Source organism: Actinomadura sp. 6N118, assembly GCF_044326415.1.
In the GTDB taxonomy this organism is placed as follows: domain Bacteria; phylum Actinomycetota; class Actinomycetes; order Streptosporangiales; family Streptosporangiaceae; genus Spirillospora.
In genome coordinates, this window is record NZ_JBIRAZ010000002.1 from 365,109 (window position 1) to 384,495 (window position 19,387).

Below are 19,387 nucleotides of genomic sequence, written 5' to 3' on the forward strand. Positions count from 1 at the left end.
CTAGTTGAATGACCCCCGGCTGGACGAGGGGGTGACCGCGGGACAGGAGGGCGAGCGTGTGGCCCGGAACGCACCGCGCGCGAGGGCGTAGCCGAGGACGAGGGCCACGGCGCCGCCGACGGCGTCGAGAAGGTAGTGGTTGGCCGTACCCATGATGATCAGCACGGTCAGCGCGGGGTAGACCACCGCGAGCGCCACGACCCAGCGCCGCCGGGCGACGGTGATGATCGCGACGGTGGACCAGAGCGCCCAGGCGACGTGCATCGAGGGCATGGCGGCGTACTGGTTGGACACCGAGGCGGTCGGCCCGGAGTCGTAGATGCCCCACGTACCGAAGCTGATCACCGTGTCGGTGAAGCCGGGCAACATGCGCGGCGGGGCCAGCGGGAACAACCAGAATCCGGCGAGCCCGACGAGCGTGGTCGCGAAGAGCAGGGACCGGTACAGCGGATAGCGGCCCGGATGCCACACGTACAGCCACACCATCACGCCGATCGTCACGACGAAGTGCATCGTCGCGTAGAAGTAGTTGGCCGGGACCGCGACCCAGGTGTGGTCGGCGAAGAGCCGGTTGAGGGAGTACTCGACGTCCAGATTCGCGGCGTATTCGAGATCGAGGATCAGGTAGGCGCGGTGCGCGGCCATCGCGTGGTCGGTCGGAACGAGGTTGCGGACGATCTCGTACGCGCCGTAGCAGATCAGCAGGAGCAGCAGTTCGGTCCGCAGCCGCGGCCGGACCGCCACCACGGGGTGACGGTCGATGCTCGGTTCACCGGCCAGCCTGGCCATGCAGTCAAGGATCTCAAATGCTGGTTTTCTGCGCACCCCGGACCGCGCCGGAATCGGCCGTGACGGGTCTCGGCCGTGCCCGCAACCGCTGTACCAGCAGTGATGTCGTACGGTCCCGCAAGACCAGAACCGGTTCCGGACACCGGTGATAAAGGAACCATGACAGGCCCATCGCTCCGCCGATCAGTGCGATCCCGGCCACCGCGTCCAGGATGTAGTGGTTCGCGGTGGAGAGGATCACGAAGACCGTGGTGGCCGGATAGATCGCGCCGAGCACCTTGGCCCAGCGCCGCGCGGCCAGCCGGACCAGCAGGAAGCCGCACCACATCGCCCAGCCCGCGTGCATCGAGGGCATCGCCGCGTACTGGTTGGTGAGGGTCCCGGAGGCGTCACTCGCGTACAGGCCCAGCGAGTGCAGTGCGGTGACCGGGTCGACGAACCCCTCGGAGTGCAGGAACCGCGGCGGCGCCAGCGGGTAGAGCCAGAAGCCGAGCAACGCCACGCCCGTGGCGATCATGATCCCCGTGCGCGCCCAGCGGTAGTCCTGCGGTCTGCGGCGGTACAGCCACACCACGATCGCCAGCGTCACCGCGAAATGGGCGGTGGCGTAGAAGATGTTGGCGGTACGGGCCAGCCACGGCACCTGCAGCAACATCTGGTTGAGACCGAGCTCGACGTCGATCCCCAGGAACCGCTCGGTGGCCAGGATCTGATCCGCGTTCGCGAATGCAGGTCCCGTCCCGTCCTGAACCAGAACCATGCGCGTCAACGTATAACCGGCATAGAAGAGCGCGATCAGCAGCAGCTCACGCCATACCGGCGGCACGGAGATCCGCTTGACCTCCGGCACGCTGACGGCCCGCCGCGCGGGGGCGGGGCGGGCCTGTTCGGTCTGGCCACGAGGAGCGGGTGGGGCGATTTGGGCCATGCTCCCTATCTTTGCGGTGCGGCCACCTATTTGAGATCACCGCGACGAATGGTCTTCATCTCAGCCTTGAGTAGTACGACCCTGATGTCCCCTCCGGACCTTTGGGGGAGGGTGGCTCTTGATCAGGAGTCAGCATAGGAGGACGTGGGTAGGTCAGCACCGCCCCCCGTGAGAGAACGGAGGGGACGAATGGTATGGAGGGTCTCAATACCCGACACAGGGGCGGTTAGCGTCGTCCTTGTGGCCGCTTTCGGTCTGGTGGCCTGCGGCGGTGACTCGCAGAAGAACCCGGCGCTCTCCTGGCGGCCCTGCCAGAAGTTCGAGTGCGCCACGGTCAAGGTACCGCTCGACTACGCAAAACCCGGCGGCGGGACAATCGAACTTGAGCTGATCAGGGCGAAAGCGACGCAGCCGACCCGCCGCATCGGCTCCCTGGTGTTCAACTTCGGCGGGCCCGGTGGCTCTGGCGTGGACATCTTCACCCGGGCCGCGCCTGGCTATAAGAACCTCAACACACGCTACGACCTCGTCAGCTTCGACCCACGCGGCGTGGGCAAGAGCGCCCCTGTGACATGCGTAGACGACACGCAGATGGACCGGTTCATGGCGATGGACGGCTCGCCGGACAACGCCGCCGAGGAAAAGGCCCTCCGCAGGATGTCCCTCTCGTACGAGGAGGGCTGCATAGCGCGCTCCGGCAAGCTCCTGCCGCACGTGGGCACCGTCAACGCTGCCCGGGACCTGGACATGATCCGGAAGGCGCTGGGGGACAAGCGGCTGCACTACTTCGGGATCTCGTACGGGACGGAGCTGGGCGGCAACTACGCCCACCAGTTCCCCAAGCAGGTAGGACGAGCCGTCCTCGACGGCGCCGTCGATCCCAAGGTGAGCACAAAGAACCGCGGCCTCCAGCAGGCTGCGGCTTTCCAACGGGCGCTGGGCAACTACGGGGCCGCCTGCGCAACGCCATGTCCGTTGGGCAAGGATGTCGTGGCGTCCGTTCAGAAACTCCTGACGCGCCTTGACGCCAAACCGCTCCCGACCAGTAGCGACCGCAAACTCACCCAGAGCCTGGGAACCATTGGCGTTCTTACCGCCCTCTACTCCAAAGAGCTCTGGCCGATTCTCACGCAAGGCCTCACAGAAGCGCGACAGGGCAAGGGCGACATCCTGCTAAACCTGGCAGACCTGCAGACGGGCCGCGACAAGACAGGCCACTACAACAACCTTGCAGCAGCCAACACCGCCATCAGCTGCGCCGACACGACCGACCGCTACACCTGGGCAGACGTGCGAGAGACGCTGCCCCGCTATCGCAAAGCGTCGCCCACCTTCGGACCGACGATGGCCTGGGGCCTGCTGCAATGCACCGGCTGGCCGGTGAAAGGCGATAACGCGGGCAAGGAGGTCAGCGCCCCAGGCGCGGCACCCATCATGGTCGTGGGGAACACCGGTGACCCCGCCACGCCATACGCCTGGGCGCCCCGCTTGACCAAAGAGCTAGGCCGCTCCGCGACCCTGGTCACCCTTAAGGGTGAGGGCCACGGCGCCTACGACACTGGAGACCGCTGCATCCGACGCACAGTGGACGCCTACCTACTGGGCGGCAAGCGGCCCACCAAGAAGACCTGCCCGTAGCGCTAGCACACAGGCGGGGCGTCAGGTGGAGATGACCTGCTCGACCTTCATCTGCTCCTTGAGGGCGTTGCCGACCGTGCAGTAGCTGTTGTGGACGCGCTTGGCGACCTTGGCCAGGACTTCCGCGGCCTTGTCGTCGCCCTCGGGGAGCTCCACCTCGTAGTTGATGGTGATCGTGCCGAGCTTGCTGGTGGCGACCTTGTCGGCGGAGACGGTCGCGGCGAGCTTGACCATCCGGTGGCCGCGCTGGGCCGTGAGCGGTTCCACGGTCACGATCTCGCAGCCGCCCAGCGCCGCCAGCAGCAGCTCGACCGGAGTGAACGCGCCCTCGATGTCGCTGGAGTCGCTGATCGCGACGCGCGCTCCGCGGTCGTTGGTGGCCTGGTAGCCGTCTTCGGTCCGCTCCACCTTCACCGTGGCCATGAGCTCCCCTTCGATCGTTCCAATGACGCCCCATCGAAACACGGCGGCCCCCCTGGATCTTCCCCGGGGGCGGCGTCAGGCGGTGCGGGGCGTTTCGAGGCGGAGTTGTTCTTCTTCGACGATCTGGCGGGCGAGGGCCTGCTCGGAGATGTCGACGGCGTCGGGTGAGGCTTCGGCGATGTCGCTGCGGCGGGCGTAGGCGTCGAACAGGGCGTTCTTGCCCTGCAGCAGGTCGAGCATGCGCTGGTCGACGCTGTCCGTCGAGAGGATGCGGTGCACCTGAACGGGACGGACCTGGCCCATCCGGTGGGCGCGCGCCACGGCCTGGCTCTCCAGGGTGGGTTTGACCTGAGGCTCGCAGATGATGACGACGGAGGCGGCCTGAAGGTTGAGGCCGGTGCCGCCCGCCTGGATCTGGCTCAGCAGGACGGCGTGGCCCGGGTCGGCGGTGAACGCGTCGACCATCGCCTGGCGGCCGGCGGGCGGGACGGAACCGGAGATGGGGCCGTGCGCGCGTTCGCCGAGGGCGGCCCCGACGCTGGAGAGCACGTCGCGGAAGAACGAGAAGACGACGACCTTCAGCTCGTTGGCGGCGGCCTCCTCGACCAGCTCGACCACACGCTTGAGCTTGGCCGACTTGCGGGGGACCGCGTACGCCGCGTTCCGCATGGCCATGAAGTTGCCGGAGGCGACCGCCCGGCGGTAGGCCGCGGCGTCGGCATGACTGAATTGTTCCCATTCGTCGACGTGCACCACCTCGGGCAGCTCCACGAGGACGTCGAGCTGGTTGCGGCGCAGGTAGGCCGGGGCCACGGCGGCGCGGAACGCGCGCGGACCCATCGCCGCGTCGCTCCGCCGGATGTCGGGGACGAGGACGGGCTGCAGATGGGCGACCAGGTTGCGGAACTCCTCAACGCGGTTTTCCATCGGAGTCCCGGTGAGGAAGAGCACCCGTTCGGAACGCGCGCACCAAGCGCCCACAGCCCGGGAACGGCGGGTCGCGGGGTTCTTGACGAAATGCGCCTCGTCCACAACGACCATGCCGATGGTGACGGTGTGCGGGACGTCCAAGGTGTGCAGAACGTCCAGCGTGGTCACCGCGATGCCGCCCTCGCGTATCCAGTCATCGAGAGCGCCGGCGCGATCGGAACCATGCACCGGATGCGCTTTCAGGGCGCTGCGCGCGTCGATCTCACGCAGCCAGTTGATGAGCACGCTGGCCGGGCACGCGACCAAGAAATGTGTCGCCCCTTCCGCGGCCAGATGGGCAAGCGCCGCGATGGCCTGCACGGTCTTACCAAGCCCCATCTCGTCACCCAGCACCACACGCCGCTGGGCCAACGCGAAACGGGCACCGAACGACTGGTAACCGCGGAGCGAGACGCGCAGATGCGTCTCGTCCAGCGGCTGCGCCTTGACACGTTTCGTGATGTCGTCGGGCAGGAAACCTTCGCCCGGGTCGCGTTCCGGATCAAGAGCCGCCAGCTCGGCGAGCAGGGCGTAGTAATCGGACGCGCGCAGCTCGAAGTCGATCCACGCCTCATCCGCTGACACCCGCGGCCGCAGCAAATCCACCGACGCCTGCGCCAGGAACTCGGGTGTGCCACGGGCGTGCTCTTCCCGCACCACCTGGGTGAGCTCGGCCAGTGCCCCCATCGCCTCCTCGCGCCGTTCCCTGCTTGAGAACAACCGGCGCCACCAGCTCACCGCCGGCCTCGCCATCGCCACCAATGGCGACAGCCGCTCGTCCAGCTCGACCGCCGCCTCGCTCGCCCGGGGCACATTCCTGCCCGCGTTCACCAGCAGGTGCAGCGCCACCACCAGCGCGGTGATGTCGGCATCACTCCGGTCAAGGCCGATGCGGATGGTGGCGACACGCTCGGCCGCCTCGGCAATCTGATGCGCCGCAGCCTGTATCTGGTTGGCCGTCTGCGGCCCGATGCCGGGCAGGCACTGCAGCTCGTACGCCGTGGTGTCGAGGACCTGGAGCACCGTCTCGATCTCGGCCCGTTCCAAGGCGGGCAACTGCAACCGGCCGCTGGTCACGTCCTTGAGCCGCGCCACCGGCATCGAGGCCAGCTGCTCCCGCGCCGCCCGCCGCCGCAACGGCCCCAGCGCCTCCTGCACCGCCGCCCTGGCCCGCCGATGGTCCTCGACCAGGACCCGTGCCGCGTCGCGCAGGTCGTACGCGTTCCGCAGAAGCTCCTTGGACTCCGCGGGCGACCGCCCCCTGAGCACCTCCTGCGCCATCCTGCCCGCCACCTCCGTCCCGAGCACATGATGCCATCGAGGTACGACACCCCGCCCGCACTCCCGAGAACGCCAGAACGCCAGAACGCCCCGTCACAAGACGGGGCGTTCCAGTGAGCCACTCCGGCGGTCTAGATGTCGTAGTAGAGCTCGAACTCGTGCGGGTGGGGGCGGAGGCGGATCGGGTCGATCTCGAACTCGCGCTTCATGGCGATCCACGTCTCGATGAGGTCGGGCGTGAAGACGCCGCCTTCGAGGAGGTAGTCGTGGTCGGCCTCGAGTGCGGCGAGGACCGCCTCCAGCGAGCCGGGCACCGTCGGGATCGCGCGGGCCTCCTCGGGCGGAAGCTCGTAGAGGTCCTTGTCCACCGGCTCGGCGGGCTCGATCTTGTTCTTGATGCCGTCCAGGCCCGCCATCAGCATCGCCGAGAAGGCGAGGTAGGGGTTGCAGGACGGGTCGGGCACGCGGAACTCGACCCGCTTGGCCTTGGGGTTGGAGCCCGTGATCGGGATGCGGATGCACGCCGAACGGTTGCGCTGGGAGTAGACCAGGTTGACCGGGGCCTCGAAGCCGGGGACCAGGCGGTGATAGGAGTTCACGGTCGGGTTGGTGAACGCCAGCAGCGACGGCGCGTGCTTGAGCAGGCCGCCGATGTAGTAGCGCGCGTTGTCGGAGAGGCCCGCGTAGCCCACCTCGTCGTAGAAGAGGGGGGAGCCGTCCTTCCACAGCGACTGGTGGCAGTGCATGCCCGAGCCGTTGTCGCCGAAGATGGGCTTCGGCATGAACGTCACGGTCTTGCCTGCGGCGCGCGCTACGTTCTTGACGATGTACTTGTAGAGCAGCAGGTTGTCGGCCGTCTTCAGCAGCGTGTCGAAGCGGAAGTCGATCTCAGCCTGGCCGGCGGTGCCGACCTCGTGGTGCTGCATCTCCACATGGATGCCGGAGTCCAGCAGCTGCGCGACCATCTCCGACCGCAGGTCGGTGTAGTGGTCCATCGGCGGAACGGGGAAGTAGCCGCCCTTGTACGGGGGCTTGGCGCCGAGGTTGCCGCCCGGCTCCTCACGCCCGGTGTTCCAGGCGCCCTCGACCGAGTCGAGGTAGTAGTAGCCCGCGTTCTCCTTGGTCTCGAACCGCACGTCGTCGAAGATGTAGAACTCGGCCTCGGGGCCGAAGTAGCACGTGTCGGCGATGTTGGTGCCGCGCAGGTAGTCCTGGGCCTTCTTGGCGACGTTGCGCGGGTCCCGGCTGTAGGGCTCCCCGGTCAGCGGGTCGTGCACGAAGAAGTTGAGGTTCAGCGTCTTGTGCTGACGGAAGGGGTCGACCACCGCCGTGCTCGGGTCCGGGAGCAGGAGCATGTCCGACTCGTGGATCTCCTGGAACCCGCGGACCGACGAGCCGTCGAACATGAGCCCCTCGGTGAAGACGCTCTCGCCGAAGCTCTCCACGGGGAACGTGAAGTGCTGCATCTTCCCGGGGAGGTCCACGAACCGACAGTCGACGAATCGCACACCTTCGTTCCTGATGAAGCTCAGGACCTCATCGGCGCTGCTGAACATCCAGCCTCCTTGGGGCGCTTTTGGCTTACGGAAGGCTATGGGCGGGCGGTTTCCCGGCCGTGTCCCATATGTTTCGCCTGTGTTACGCATCACATTGTGGAGCAGGTCACTGCCCGGCGGGGCACATGCCACGCCCCAAATCCGAGTTCTTCACGGAACCGGATAGCGTATGGGCCATGAGCAAGGGCACCCGTTGGACGCAGACCTGGCTGGGCGGTGCCCGCGCGGCGGGTGCTGATCTCGGCTATCCGGGCGAACGCCTCGGTCTTCCCAAAGAGGGCAGCGGAGCCGTCGCCGGTTACGGCCGCCGGATCGTCGCCCTGCTGATCGATCTCCTGGTCGCCGCCCTCATCGGGGCCTTCCTCGCCAACGTCCTCGACTGGTCCCCGGGCACCCGCTCCCTGGCCAACACCGGGATCTTCGCCCTTCAGGCCTGGCTGCTCACCGCCACCCTGGGCATGACCATCGGCAAGCGCCTCACCGGCATCCGCGTGATCCGCCTCGACGGCAAGCCCGTCGGCCTCGGCTGGTCTCTCGCGCGCACCTTCCTGCTCGTCCTGATCATCCCCGCCATGATCTGGGACCGCGACTACCGAGGCATGCACGACCGCGCCTCCAACACCATCGTCATCAACACCTGACGGGCTCGCGGGCTTACACGTGAAGGCTTATACGTGAAGGAGGAGCGTGCCTTGGCGGGCCGCTCCTCCTTGTTGGTGCTTGTCAGTGGTGCTCAGCGCATCTTGGGCTTGGGGCCCTTGGGCATGCGCGAACCCTTGGGCATGGGGCCCTTGGGCATCTGCATGGAGCGGGGAAGAGCCTGGAGGCGGTCGTTCAGCTCGGAGACCTGAGCCTTGGTGAGGTTGCGCGGGAGCTTCATCAGGTGGCGTTGGAGCTTGCCGACCGGAATCTGACCCTCGTCGTCGCCCACCTGGATGTCATAGATGGGGACCTGCTGGGCGGCGCGGGAGATGCGCTTCTTCTCGGCGCCGAGGAGCGGGCCCACGCGGTTGCCCGGGCCCTCGGACACCAGGACCACGCCGGCCCGGCCCACCGCGCGGTGGACCATGTCGAGGTTGCGGTTGCCGCTCACGGCCTCGGTGACCGTCCAGCCGCCGCGCATGTTCTTCAGGATCGCGGCGGCGGCGCCGGGCTGGCCGGCGATCACCTTGTACTGGGCGCGCTGGGCCATCTGGCCGAAGATGATCATGCCGACGGCGACCGCGGCCAGAAGCCCGAGGGGGATGAAGAACCACAGCTGGCCGATGAGCCATCCGACGAGGATGACCAGGACCAGGGTGCCGATCGCGGCCGCGAAGACGATCGGGAGGGCCTTCGGGTCCGCCTGGCGGAGCACCTGGGCGACCATGCGGATCTGCTTGAGGCGGCCCGGACGCTCCTGGGCCCCGTCCGTGGCGTTTTTCGACATGGCCCCAAGGATAGTCGTGTCCCACCCCTGGACAGACACCCCAGCCCCGCACGCGAACGCGCTACCTGAGCCTCGGGCGGCCGGTCCGCACAGGCCGTTAAATACCGCGCGCCGCGATCGCCTGCTGGTAGAGACGGCCGGCGCGGTAGCTGGAGCGGACCAGCGGGCCGGACATGACTCCGGCGAAGCCGATCTCCTCGGCCTCGGCGGAGAGCTCGACGAACTCCTCGGGCTTGACCCAGCGTTCCACCGGGTGGTGGCGGGGGCTGGGGCGGAGGTACTGGGTGATCGTCACCAGCTCGGTGCCGGCCTTGTGGAGGTCGCGCAGGGCCTCGGAGACCTCCTCGCGGGTCTCGCCCATGCCGAGGATGAGGTTGGACTTGGTGACCAGGCCGGCGGCGCGTGCCTGGGTGATGACGTCGAGGGAACGTTCGTAGCGGAAGCCCGGGCGGATCCGCTTGAAGATCCGCGGCACGGTCTCGACATTGTGGGCGAGGACCTCGGGGCGGGAGCCGAAGACCTCGGCGAGCAGGTCGGGCTCGGCGTTGAAGTCGGGGATCAGCAGCTCGACGCCGCAGCCGGGGATCGCCGCGTGGATCTGGCGTACGGTCTCGGCGTACAGCCAGGCACCGCCGTCCTCCAGGTCGTCGCGGGCGACGCCGGTGACCGTGGCGTACTTGAGGCCCATCTGGACGACGGACTCGGCGACGCGGCGCGGCTCGTCCCGGTCGAACTCGGCGGGCTTGCCGGTGTCGATCTGGCAGAAGTCGCAGCGGCGGGTGCACTGGTCGCCGCCGATGAGGAACGTGGCCTCGCGGTCTTCCCAGCACTCGTAGATGTTGGGGCAGCCCGCCTCCTGGCAGACGGTGTGCAGACCCTCGGACTTCACCAGCTTGGTGAGCTCCCGGTATTGCGGCCCCATCTTCAGCCGGGTTTTGATCCAGTCGGGCTTGCGCTCGATGGGGGTCTCGGCGTTGCGGGCTTCAATGCGCAGGAGCTTGCGCCCCTCAGGGGTCACCGTCGTCACCCCCACAGATTACGTGCCGGCCTGGCTTCTCGGCACATCAGGGCGGGTAGAGATCGCCCAGGGGGCGACCATGTTGATCAGCACGATGAACGATCTGCCGGGGTACGAGATCACCGAGGTGGTGGGCGAGGTCTTCGGGCTGACCGTGCGCAGCCGCCATGTCGGCTCGCAGGTCGGCGCCGGGCTCAAGTCGGCGTTCGGCGGTGAGCTCAAGGGCATGACCAAGATGCTTGAGCAGGCCCGGGTCGAGGCGCAGAACCGCCTGACCGAGGCCGCCCGGGACCTCGGTGCGGACGCGATCCTGGCGATGCGCTTCGACGCCAACGACCTCGGCGGCATGGGGCAGGAAATGTGCGCGTACGGCACCGCGGTGAAGATCCGTAAGCGGGTCTGAGGCAAGAATTAGGAAGATCACACGGCCGGACATAGGCCGATTCCCGCGTTTCCACCCTCGGTAGCATTTGATCTCTCTAAGGTGACTCCCTGTCGTCATGTCATACGCAGGAGGAACCACCGTGGGCCTGGCAATGTCGTACCTCAGGGTGCCGCCGACGATGGAGGGGGAGCCGGACCCGGGCCGGGTCGCCCGACTCGTCTTCGGCACGCCCGACTGGCGGCGCCGCCAGCCCGCCGAACAGGTACTCGATCTCGGCGGCCACTGGCAGGCGCTGCACTACCTGATCACGGGAGATCCGTGGGACGGGCGCCAGCCGGAGTCCGACGTCGTGTGCGGCGGGCGGCTGCTGACCGAGGACGGCGCGGCCGAGCTCGGCATCGACGTGATCTTCCTGGCTCCGGACCGGGTCAAGCCCGCCGCGGACCATCTGGCGGACACCCCGTTCGGTGCGATCGCGGAACGGTACGACCCGGCCGCGATGGCCGCCGCCGAGGTGCAGGACGCCGCCGCCCTGGACGCCAAGACCCGTGACCGCGTGCTCAAGCCCGCCTACGAGAACCTCACCGGGTTCTTCGCCAAGGCGGCAGCCGACGGTCAGGCCGTCTTCAAGGTCATGACCCACTCCTGACCCGCTGGAGCACCAACCGGCCCCGAAGTCATGACCCGGGCCGGTGTTTTGTGCTGTCTGGCCCCAGCCTCGCCCGCCGCGCCGTCGTTCACCCAGAGGCTGAACGAACCTGGCGCCTGTGGGGTCAACGAAACTGGCGCCGGTTGGGGTCAGACGTCTAGTTGGGCGGTGGTGCGGTGGAGGGGGGCGGTGGCGCCCAGCACGTCGGTCAGGTGGCGTTCTACCAGGGGGGTGACCTCGGCGACGGTGACCCGGCGGCCCAGTTCCTTGGAGAGGGACGTTGAGCCGGCGTCGCTGATGCCGCACGGGATGATCCGGTCGAACCATGACATGTCGCAGTCGCAGTTGAGCTGGAAGCCGTGCATCGTCACGCCGCGCCGGACGCGGAGGCCGATCGAGCCCAGCTTGCGGTCGGGGGTGCCGGGCACCCAGAGGCCACTGCGGTCTTCGACGAACTTCGTCTCCAGGCCGAACTCCGCGCAGACGGCCATCATCATGTGCTCGAGCAGGCGGACGAACGCGACGCCGCCGCGCGGGTCGGGCAGCTTCACGATCGGATATCCGGTGAGCTGCCCTGGGCCGTGCCAGGTGATCTTCCCGCCGCGGTCGACTTCGATCACCGGTGCGCCCGGGTCCCCGATCGGCCTGTCCAGGGCGCCGGTGCGCTTGCCCGCGGTGTAGACGGGCTCGTGCTCCAGCAGCAGGACGGTGTCGGTGATCTCGTCGTCGATCCGCCGTTCCTGGGTGCGTCGTTGCAGGTCCCAGGCCTTCTCGTACGGGACCGCGGCGGTGCCGAAGCCCACGTGGACGAAGACCAGCTCGCGTACATCGTCGCGTACGTCCAGTTCGCTCACGTCGTTCAGCTTATGCCTCACATCGCGGCGAGAAGCCTCGGGTCGATCCTGCTCTCCTTGGCGGCGCCGCCGTCCGGCTCGATGCGGTACGCGCCGGCGTCTTTGGTGTACGAGACGGCCTGGACGAACTCGGTCCCCACGTAATGGAGGGCCACCGTCTCGTCCGCGGCGTACCCGCCCGGCAGGGTGCCCTCGCCGACCAGCTGCTGGAGCAGGGGGCGGCGCTGGCCGTCGCTGTCGTAGTGCACGCCGCAGGAGTACGGCAGGAGGCCCAGGCCGTCGGTCAGCGGCCGCAGCTGGGGCCCGAACGAGTCGGTGTTGCCGCCGACGTGCCAGCACAGCGCCCCGGCGCTCTGGCCGGAGAGCACCACGCCCTCGTTCCACGCCTCGCGCATGATCTCGTCCACTCCGTGCAGCCGCCACACGGCCAGGAGGTTGGCCACGCTGCCGCCGAACACGTACACCAGGTCCTGGCTCAGCAGGTGGGACCGGATGTCCTGCACGTTGGGCATCGGGAAGAACGCCACGTGGCTGACCTCCGCGTCCAGCTGGGACAACGCGGCGTAGCCCTTGGCGATGTGTTCGGCGCCGTCGCCCAGGGCCGTGGTCAGAAAGCAGATCCGGGGCCGGTCCTGCCCGGTCAGATCGAGGGCGTAGCGCAGCAGGGGGCTGGGCGTCGCGCCGTACCGGCCGTCCGGCAGGAAGCTCCCCCCGCCGATCGCGACGATGTGCGGCTGCCCTTCGGTGCTCATGGTCTCGCCTCCGGATTGGAGCTCACGTCTGATAGTCACCGTACGGCTACCGGCTGGAATCCAGCGTGACTTTGTTGTTTCTTGGGGTGCTTGTTCACCTGATGGCCGCACTGACGGCCGAATCGACGTCCGAGTGGGCAAAAGTGAAGCCGGACGCCTCCAACCGCCGCGGCAGCACGCGCTGGCTGATCAGCGGGCCCTCGTCCGCCAGCTCGCGGAGCGCCAGTCTCAGCGCGAACTTGGGCACGGTGAGCGCTGTCGGTCGCCCCAGGGCCTGCCCGACGGCTTGTGTGTACGTCGCGTTCGTCACGGGCTTGGGTGCGGTCAGGTTGACCGGCCCGGCCAGGTCGTGGTCGATCAGGTGGCGTAGCGCGGCGAGGTGGTCGGTGATCGAGATCCAGCTGACCCACTGCCGCCCGTCGCCCAGCTTCCCGCCAAGCCCGAGCTTGAAGAGCGGCAAGGTCTTGCCGAGCGTGCCGCCCTCCCGCGCCAGGACGATCCCCGTCCGCGCGTGCACGACCCGTACGCCCGCGTCGGCCGCGGGGCTGGCGGCGGCCTCCCAGTCCCGGACCAGCTCGGCCAGGAAACCGCTGCCCATCGGCGCCTCCTCGTCGACCTCCCGGCCGCCGGTGTCGCCGTAGTACCCGATGGCCGATCCGGACACCAGCACCCTCGGTTTGCCGCCCAGCCCTGCGATCGCCTCGGCCAGCACCTGTGTGCCGCGCACACGGCTGTCCCGGATCTTCTGCTTGTACGAGTCTGTCCAGGGCCGGTCGGCGATTCCCGCGCCGGCGAGGTGCACGACCGCGTCGCAGCCCTCCAAGGCCCTGGTGTCGACCGTTCCCTGCGGATCCCATCGCCCCTCGTCCGGCTTCGCGGGCTCACGCCGTACGAGCCGCAGGACCTCGTGCCCGTCCCCGCGCAGATCCTTGACCAGCGCGCCGCCGATGAGACCGCTTGACCCAGTGATGGCGACCTTCATGCCGCCACCCTAGAACGCCGAGACCCCGCCGGTCCCGCAGGAACGGCGGGGTCTTGGGCTTGTTTGGCGGCGAAGCCTACAGACCGAGCTCTGCCTCGAAGTTGCCCTCTTCGAGGCGGTGCTTGATGGTGCCCAGGAAGCGGGCGGCGTCGGCGCCGTCGATGAGGCGGTGGTCGTAGGTCAGGGCCAGGTAGACCATGGACCGGACGGCGATGACCTCGCCCAGGTCGGGGTCGTCGATGACGGCGGGGCGCTTGACGACGGCGCCGGTGCCGAGCATGCCGACCTGCGGCTGGTTGAGGATCGGGGTGTCGAACAGCGCGCCGCGGCTGCCGGTGTTGGTCAGCGTGAACGTGCCGCCGGCCAGCTCGTCGGGGCTGACCTTGTTGGTGCGGGTGCGCTCGGCCACGTCGGCGATCCGCTGGGCCAGGCCGCCCAGGTTGAGCTGGCCGGCGTTGTGGATGACCGGGACCATCAGGCCGCGCTCGGGGACGTCGACCGCCATGCCGAGGTTTTCGACGTCGTGGTAGGTGACCTCGTTGGTCTCGCTGTTGATGACGGCGTTGACCTTGGGGTGGGACTTGAGGGCCTCGATCGTCGCCAGCGCGAAGAACGGCAGGAACGACAGCTTGACGCCCTCGCGGGCCTGGAAGTCGGCCTTGGCGCGGTCACGCAGGCGGGCGATCTTGGTGATGTCCACCTCGACCACGGTGGTGAGCTGCGCGGAGACCTGCAGCGACTCGACCATGCGGCGGGCGATGGTCTGCCGGATGCGCGACATCTTCTCGGTCTTGCCGCGCAGCGCGGCGGCCTCGGCCGTCGGGGTGGCCGGAGCCGGTGCGGCGGCGCGTGCCTGAGCGGGCGCGGCGGGGGCCTGCGCCGGGGCGGCCGGAGCCTGCGGCGCCGGGGCCTGCGCCGCTTGTGCGGCGGCCTGGGCGGCGCGGGCGGCCTCCAGCACGTCCTGCTTGCGGATGCGGCCGCCGACGCCGGTGCCGTTGACCTTGGTGAGGTCGACGTTGTGCTCGGCGGCGAGCTTGCGGACCAGCGGCGTCACGTACGGGCCGTCACCTGAGGGCGCCTCAGCGACAGGGGCCGGCTGCGGCGGCGTGGGCTGCTGCTGGGCCGGCGGCTGCGCGGGCGGCTGGGCGGGCTGCGGCGGCGCAGGCGGGGCCTGCGGGGCCTGGGCGGGCGGCGGCCACGCGGCGGGCGGCGGGCCCTGCTGGGCGGGCGCCTGCTGCTGGGCCGGGGCGGCCTGCTGCGGCTCGGCCTGCTGCTGCGGCGCGGATTCCTCCTGGGGCTCGGCCGCCGGAGCGGGGGCGTCGCCCTCGTCCCCGATGACCGCCAGCTCGGCGCCGACCTCGACGGTCTCGTCTTCGGCGACGGTGATGCTGGTCAGGATGCCCGACGCAGGCGAAGGGATCTCGGTGTCGACCTTGTCGGTCGACACCTCCAGGAGCGGCTCGTCCGTCTCGACGTGCTCACCCTCCTTCTTCAGCCAGCGGGTGACGGTGCCCTCGGTGACGCTCTCGCCGAGCTGGGGCATTGTGACGGAGACCGGCATGGCTCTCGCGACTCCTTCGAATTTCCTGTGCGGGCGTTCAGCCGTGCACGTGCAATGGCTTGCCGGCGAGAGCGAGATGTGCTTCGCCGACCGCTTCGGATTGGGTCGGGTGGGGATGGATCAACTGGGCGACCTCCGCGGGGAGGGCCTCCCAGTTGTAGATCAGCTGCCCCTCCGTGATGAGCTCGCCAACACGCGCACCGACCATGTGGATGCCGAGGACGGGGCCGTCCACGGCCGCGATCACCTTGACCTCGCCCTGGGTCCCGAGGATCTTGCTCTTGGGGTTCCCGGCGAGGTCGTAGGTGACCTGTTTGATCTCGTAACCGCGCTCCGCGGCGACCTTGGTGGTGATCCCCACCGCGGCGACCTCGGGGTCGGAGTAGGTGATGCGCGGCACGCCGTCGTAGTCGATCGCCGGCGGGTTGAGCCCGCCCAGGCGCTCGGCGACGAGGATGCCCTCGGCGAATCCCACGTGGGCCAGCTGCGGGGTCGGGATCAGGTCGCCGACAGCCGAGATCGTGGAGACACTGGTCTGGCAGAACTCGTCGACCTTGACGAAGCCGCGCTCGGTCTGGACGCCGACCTCCTCCAGCCCGATGCCCTCGGAGACCGGACCGCGGCCGACCGCGACGAGCAGCAGCTCGGCGTCGATCGTCTTGCCGTTGTCCAGCGTCACCGAGACGCCGCCCGGGGTCGGCTTGACGCCCTGGAACTTCACGCCCAGCTCGTACTTGATGCCGCGCTTGCGGAACGCCCGCTCCAGCCGCTTGGAGCTGGACTCCTCCTCCAGCGGCAGCAGGTGCGGCAGCGCCTCGACGATGGTGACCTCCGCGCCGAACGAGCGCCACACGCTGGCGAACTCGACGCCGATGACGCCGCCGCCGAGGACGACGACCGAGGCCGGCACGTGCTCCAGCACCAGGGCGTGATCGCTGGAGATCACCCGCTCTCCGTCGATGTCCAGGCCGGGCAGCGACTTCGGCACCGAACCGGTGGCCAGCACGATGTGCCGCCCCTCCAGCGTGGTGCTCTCGCCGCCGGAGCCGGTCACCTCGACGGTGGCCGGCCCGGTGAGCCTGCCGTCGCCCTCGACGACCGTGATGCCCTTGGACTTGATCAGGCCGGCCAGGCCCTTGACCGTGGTCGAGACGATCTTGTCCTTGTACGCGTTGACGCCCGCGACGTCGATGCCCTCGAAGCTGGCCTTGATGCCGAACGTCGCGGCCTCGCGCGTCTGGTCGGCCACCTCCGCCGCGTGCAGCAGGGCCTTGGTCGGGATGCAGCCCCGGTTGAGGCACGTCCCGCCCAGCTTGTCTCGTTCGATGAGCGCCACGGACTTCCCGAGCTCGGCAGCTCGGAGTGCACACGCATATCCGCCGCTGCCACCACCTAGGACGACGATGTCGAAGGGGCCGCTGTTGGCCACTGGACGCTCCCTCTTCCGGTACTCAGTCTGGCTCGCCGGTCCCGAGCGTGCCGGGCCGACCCTCACGGCGGTACGGGGCGCACCTCAGGCGGGCGGCCCCGTAGCCGTGAGGAAATCTATTCAATTCTGGTCTGACCGGGAACTCACAGGTTTCCGGCCGCGAGGTCTTCGGCGATTTCCACCAAAGTACGCGTAGCGGCACCGGTCCCGCCCTTGGGGGTGTACCCATAGGGCTCGCCCTTGTTGAAGGAGGGGCCCGCGATGTCCAGGTGCGCCCAGCGAACGCCGTCCGGGACGAACTCCTTGAGGAAGACGCCCGCGACCAGCATGCCGCCCCAGCGTTCGCCGCTGATGTTGGCGATGTCGGCCACCGAGGAGTCGAGCCCCTTGCGCAGCTCGGCCGGCAGCGGCATGCCCCAGGAGGGCTCCCCGGCGCGCTCGGCCGCCGCGACCACCTTCTCACGGACGCCGTCGTCGTTGGCCATGACTCCGGTGGTGCGCGTGCCCAGCGCGACGAGCTGGGCGCCGGTCAGGGTGGCGACGTCCACGATCAGGTCGGGGGAGTCTTCGCCGGAACGCATGAGCGCGTCGGCCAGGACCAGGCGGCCTTCGGCGTCGGTGTTGAGGACCTCGACGGTCTTGCCGCCGTAGATGCGGATCACGTCGGACGGACGCTGCGCCGTGCCGCTTGGCATGTTCTCCGCCAGCGCCAGGTAGCCGACCACGTTGACCTTGGGGCGGAGCGTCGCGAGGGCCTGGAGCGCGCCGAGCACCGCGGCGGCGCCGCCCATGTCGGACTTCATCCAGTCCATGGCCTCGGAGGGCTTGAGGGACAGGCCGCCGGAGTCGAAGGTGATGCCCTTGCCGACCAGGGCGAGGGTCTTGGTGGCCTCGGGGTGGCGGTAGGCGAGGCGGACGAGCCGCGGCGGGTTGACCGAACCCTGGCCGACGCCCGCGATGCCGCCGTAGCCGCCCTCGACGAGCGCCTTCTCGTCGAGCACCTCCACGTCCAGGCCGGACTCGCCCGCGATCCGCTCGGCGGTCTCGGCGAAGACCTCGGGGTTGAGGTCGGACGGCGGGGTGTTGACGAGGTCGCGCACCAGCGTCACCGCGTCGGCGAGCGTGCGGGCGCGCTCGATGCCGCCCTCGACGCCGCGCTCGCCCACGACCGTGATCTGCTCGACGGGGTTCTTCTGCTCGCCGGTGCGGTAGGCACCGAAGTCGTAGTTGCCGAGCAGCGCGCCGAGGGCGACTTCGCTCGTCTCCTCGGCTGAAGCCGCAGGGAGTGCAACGGCGACCTTGGTGGTGCCCGCCAGAGCACGGAGGGCGGCACCGGCGGCCCGCCGCAGCTCTTCGGTGCCGTGCTCATCACCGAGCCCGACCGCGACGATCACGGACGCGGTCACGGCGCCGAGCGTCGGGAGCTTGGTGACCTCACCGGCCTTGCCGGTCGCGCCCATCGCCGCCAGCGCGCTCGCGAGCCGCCCGTCCAGCGCCCGGTCGACCTCCTCGGCGCCCGCAGCCGGCTGTGGGCCGGCGTCGGCGGGGACGACGCCGATCACGATCGCGTCGGCGTCCAGGGCGGCGTTGGTTGCGCTGTCAAGGCTGATGCTCGTCACGTAGTCCGATGTTAGTCCTCCTGGTGACCGGTTTCGCCCTTTTGGATCAAGCATTGCCTTCCCGCTCGTCCCCTGAATCGTTCCTCCCCGCACCGTCTCCGATCCGCTCGGCGTGCCGGGAACGGACATGCCGTCCCCGGCGCGGGTGGCGTAATGGTCGTGGCTCGGCGCCTTTCCGCAGGTCGGAGGCATTCTCGGGGCGTTCGGGGTGGCGTAGCCCCCGAACTATTCCACTATTCCGACCGTTTTAGTAGGTTCTTGCCCGTGACCAGCAGAGACTCCATGAACGGTGGAGCGCAGGCGCGGGCGCTGACCCTCACCGACGCCCGGCGGCTGCGGGCGGACCGGGCCCGGCAGATCGCGGACGTGCTGCGCCGGCAGGTGCTGCACGGCAACTTCCGGTCGGGCGTCCTGCCCACCGAGGCGGAACTGGTCCGCGACTTCGCCACCTCTCGCAACGCCGTCCGGGACGCACTCGACCTGCTCCGGGCGGAGGGTCTGATCGAACGCTGTCCCGGCGTCGGCACGACGGTGGCCACCGAGAAGTACCCGCACGGTCTGGAACGCCTGCTCGGCCTGGCCGAGACACTGCGCGAGCACGGCGAGGTCACCAACGAGGTGCGCACGACCGGCCTGATCACGCCGCCACGGGAGATCGCTACCCGGCTGCGGCTGCCCGCGGGGGAGCCGGTGGTCTACATCGAGCGGCTGCGCCGGCTCAACGGGCTCCCGCTCTCGCTCGACCTCACCTATGTCGCGCGGGACCTCGGCGAGCAGCTGCTCGCCGAGGACCTGACGCACACCGACATCTTCGTCCTGCTGGAACGCATCTCGGGCCAGCCGCTCGGGCTCGGCGAGCTCACCGTGGAGGCGGTCAACGCCGACCCGCACTCCGCCGCGATGCTCCAAGCCCCGCGTGGGGCCGCCCTGCTCATGGTCGAACGCCTGACCCACCTCGCCGACGGCCGTCCCGTCGATCTCGAGTTCATCCGCTTCCGCGGCGACCGCATCACCATGAGCGGCACCCTCCGCCGGGGCGAGTCCCCTGGGACCGTCCAGCCCACCGAGCCCTTCTGACCCGCGAACCCGCCCTGCCACCGAACCCGCCCTGCCACCGAGCCCGTC

The 19,387-nt window shown here is 69.1% G+C and carries 18 protein-coding genes; 5 read left to right on the top strand and 13 right to left on the bottom strand.

All coding sequences use genetic code 11. The features are described from left to right. Complete coding sequence (locus ACH34W_RS05485; protein ID WP_395959593.1) at positions 1–789, bottom strand: phosphatase PAP2 family protein; 789 nt, start codon at positions 787–789, stop codon at positions 1–3. Positions 790–802: 13 nt separating this feature from the next. After that, complete coding sequence (locus tag ACH34W_RS05490; protein ID WP_395959594.1) at positions 803–1,717, bottom strand: phosphatase PAP2 family protein; 915 nt, start codon at positions 1,715–1,717, stop codon at positions 803–805. 240 nt (positions 1,718–1,957) lie between these two features. Between ACH34W_RS05490 and ACH34W_RS05495 the strand changes: the two genes are divergently transcribed. After that, positions 1,958–3,355: an alpha/beta hydrolase gene (locus ACH34W_RS05495; protein WP_395959595.1), complete on the top strand. Its 1,398-nt coding sequence runs from the start codon at positions 1,958–1,960 to the stop codon at positions 3,353–3,355. A gap of 21 nt (positions 3,356–3,376) precedes the next feature. Here the strand turns inward: ACH34W_RS05495 and ACH34W_RS05500 are convergent, their stop codons facing one another. The 3 genes from ACH34W_RS05500 to glnA all read right to left on the bottom strand — a co-directional run bounded on the left by ACH34W_RS05500 (position 3,377) and on the right by glnA (position 7,584). After that, the gene (locus ACH34W_RS05500; protein ID WP_395959596.1) at positions 3,377–3,778 is read right to left on the bottom strand and encodes an OsmC family protein; all 402 of its coding nucleotides are present in this window, start codon (positions 3,776–3,778) and stop codon (positions 3,377–3,379) included. Between the two features lie 75 nt (positions 3,779–3,853). Next, entirely contained in the window at positions 3,854–6,028 is a 2,175-nt protein-coding gene (locus ACH34W_RS05505) for a DEAD/DEAH box helicase (protein WP_395959597.1), read from the bottom strand. A 131-nt stretch (positions 6,029–6,159) separates the two neighbouring features. Next, positions 6,160–7,584: a type I glutamate--ammonia ligase gene (gene glnA / locus ACH34W_RS05510; protein ID WP_395959598.1), complete on the bottom strand. Its 1,425-nt coding sequence runs from the start codon at positions 7,582–7,584 to the stop codon at positions 6,160–6,162. A 176-nt stretch (positions 7,585–7,760) separates the two neighbouring features. Here glnA and ACH34W_RS05515 point away from each other — a divergent pair, with 176 nt between their 5' ends. Further along, entirely contained in the window at positions 7,761–8,225 is a 465-nt protein-coding gene (locus ACH34W_RS05515; protein ID WP_395959599.1) for an RDD family protein, read from the top strand. A 92-nt stretch (positions 8,226–8,317) separates the two neighbouring features. Here ACH34W_RS05515 and ACH34W_RS05520 read toward each other — a convergent pair whose 3' ends face one another. Together ACH34W_RS05520 and lipA are read right to left on the bottom strand one after the other, a co-directional pair. Continuing rightward, positions 8,318–9,013 carry a DUF4191 domain-containing protein gene (locus ACH34W_RS05520; protein WP_395959600.1) on the bottom strand — a complete coding sequence of 232 codons (696 nt, stop codon included), beginning with the start codon at positions 9,011–9,013 and terminating at the stop codon, positions 8,318–8,320. 97 nt (positions 9,014–9,110) lie between these two features. Beyond that, complete coding sequence (lipA, locus tag ACH34W_RS05525; protein WP_395959601.1) at positions 9,111–10,040, bottom strand: lipoyl synthase; 930 nt, start codon at positions 10,038–10,040, stop codon at positions 9,111–9,113. Between the two features lie 70 nt (positions 10,041–10,110). On the opposite strand from lipA, the gene ACH34W_RS05530 reads away from it, so the two are divergent. Next, the gene (locus ACH34W_RS05530) at positions 10,111–10,434 is read left to right on the top strand and encodes a YbjQ family protein (RefSeq protein WP_395959602.1); all 324 of its coding nucleotides are present in this window, start codon (positions 10,111–10,113) and stop codon (positions 10,432–10,434) included. Between the two features lie 121 nt (positions 10,435–10,555). After that, a complete protein-coding gene (locus ACH34W_RS05535) occupies positions 10,556–11,065 on the top strand; it encodes a YfbM family protein (RefSeq protein WP_395959603.1) in 510 nt (169 codons plus the stop codon). 149 nt (positions 11,066–11,214) lie between these two features. Here ACH34W_RS05535 and lipB read toward each other — a convergent pair whose 3' ends face one another. The 6 genes from lipB to ACH34W_RS05565 form a co-directional block, all read right to left on the bottom strand. Beyond that, on the bottom strand, positions 11,215–11,919 hold the full coding sequence (gene lipB, locus ACH34W_RS05540; RefSeq protein ID WP_395959604.1) for a lipoyl(octanoyl) transferase LipB: 705 nt from the start codon (positions 11,917–11,919) through the stop codon (positions 11,215–11,217). 17 nt (positions 11,920–11,936) lie between these two features. Continuing rightward, positions 11,937–12,671, bottom strand: a complete 735-nt coding sequence (locus ACH34W_RS05545) for a Type 1 glutamine amidotransferase-like domain-containing protein (RefSeq protein WP_395959605.1) — start codon at positions 12,669–12,671, stop codon at positions 11,937–11,939. A 94-nt stretch (positions 12,672–12,765) separates the two neighbouring features. After that, a complete protein-coding gene (locus ACH34W_RS05550) occupies positions 12,766–13,653 on the bottom strand; it encodes a TIGR01777 family oxidoreductase (protein ID WP_395959606.1) in 888 nt (295 codons plus the stop codon). Between the two features lie 76 nt (positions 13,654–13,729). Further along, positions 13,730–15,214, bottom strand: coding sequence for a 2-oxoglutarate dehydrogenase, E2 component, dihydrolipoamide succinyltransferase (gene sucB, locus ACH34W_RS05555; RefSeq protein WP_395959607.1), 1,485 nt, complete (start codon positions 15,212–15,214; stop codon positions 13,730–13,732). A gap of 37 nt (positions 15,215–15,251) precedes the next feature. Further along, the gene (gene lpdA, locus ACH34W_RS05560) at positions 15,252–16,643 is read right to left on the bottom strand and encodes a dihydrolipoyl dehydrogenase (protein WP_395959608.1); all 1,392 of its coding nucleotides are present in this window, start codon (positions 16,641–16,643) and stop codon (positions 15,252–15,254) included. A 143-nt stretch (positions 16,644–16,786) separates the two neighbouring features. Then, positions 16,787–18,316 (bottom strand): leucyl aminopeptidase, encoded by a 1,530-nt coding sequence (locus ACH34W_RS05565; RefSeq protein ID WP_395960050.1) that lies wholly within the window; start codon positions 18,314–18,316, stop codon positions 16,787–16,789. 210 nt (positions 18,317–18,526) lie between these two features. Here ACH34W_RS05565 and ACH34W_RS05570 point away from each other — a divergent pair, with 210 nt between their 5' ends. Continuing rightward, positions 18,527–19,339 (top strand): GntR family transcriptional regulator, encoded by an 813-nt coding sequence (locus ACH34W_RS05570; RefSeq protein ID WP_395959609.1) that lies wholly within the window; start codon positions 18,527–18,529, stop codon positions 19,337–19,339. The last annotated feature ends 48 nt before the right edge of the window (positions 19,340–19,387 follow it).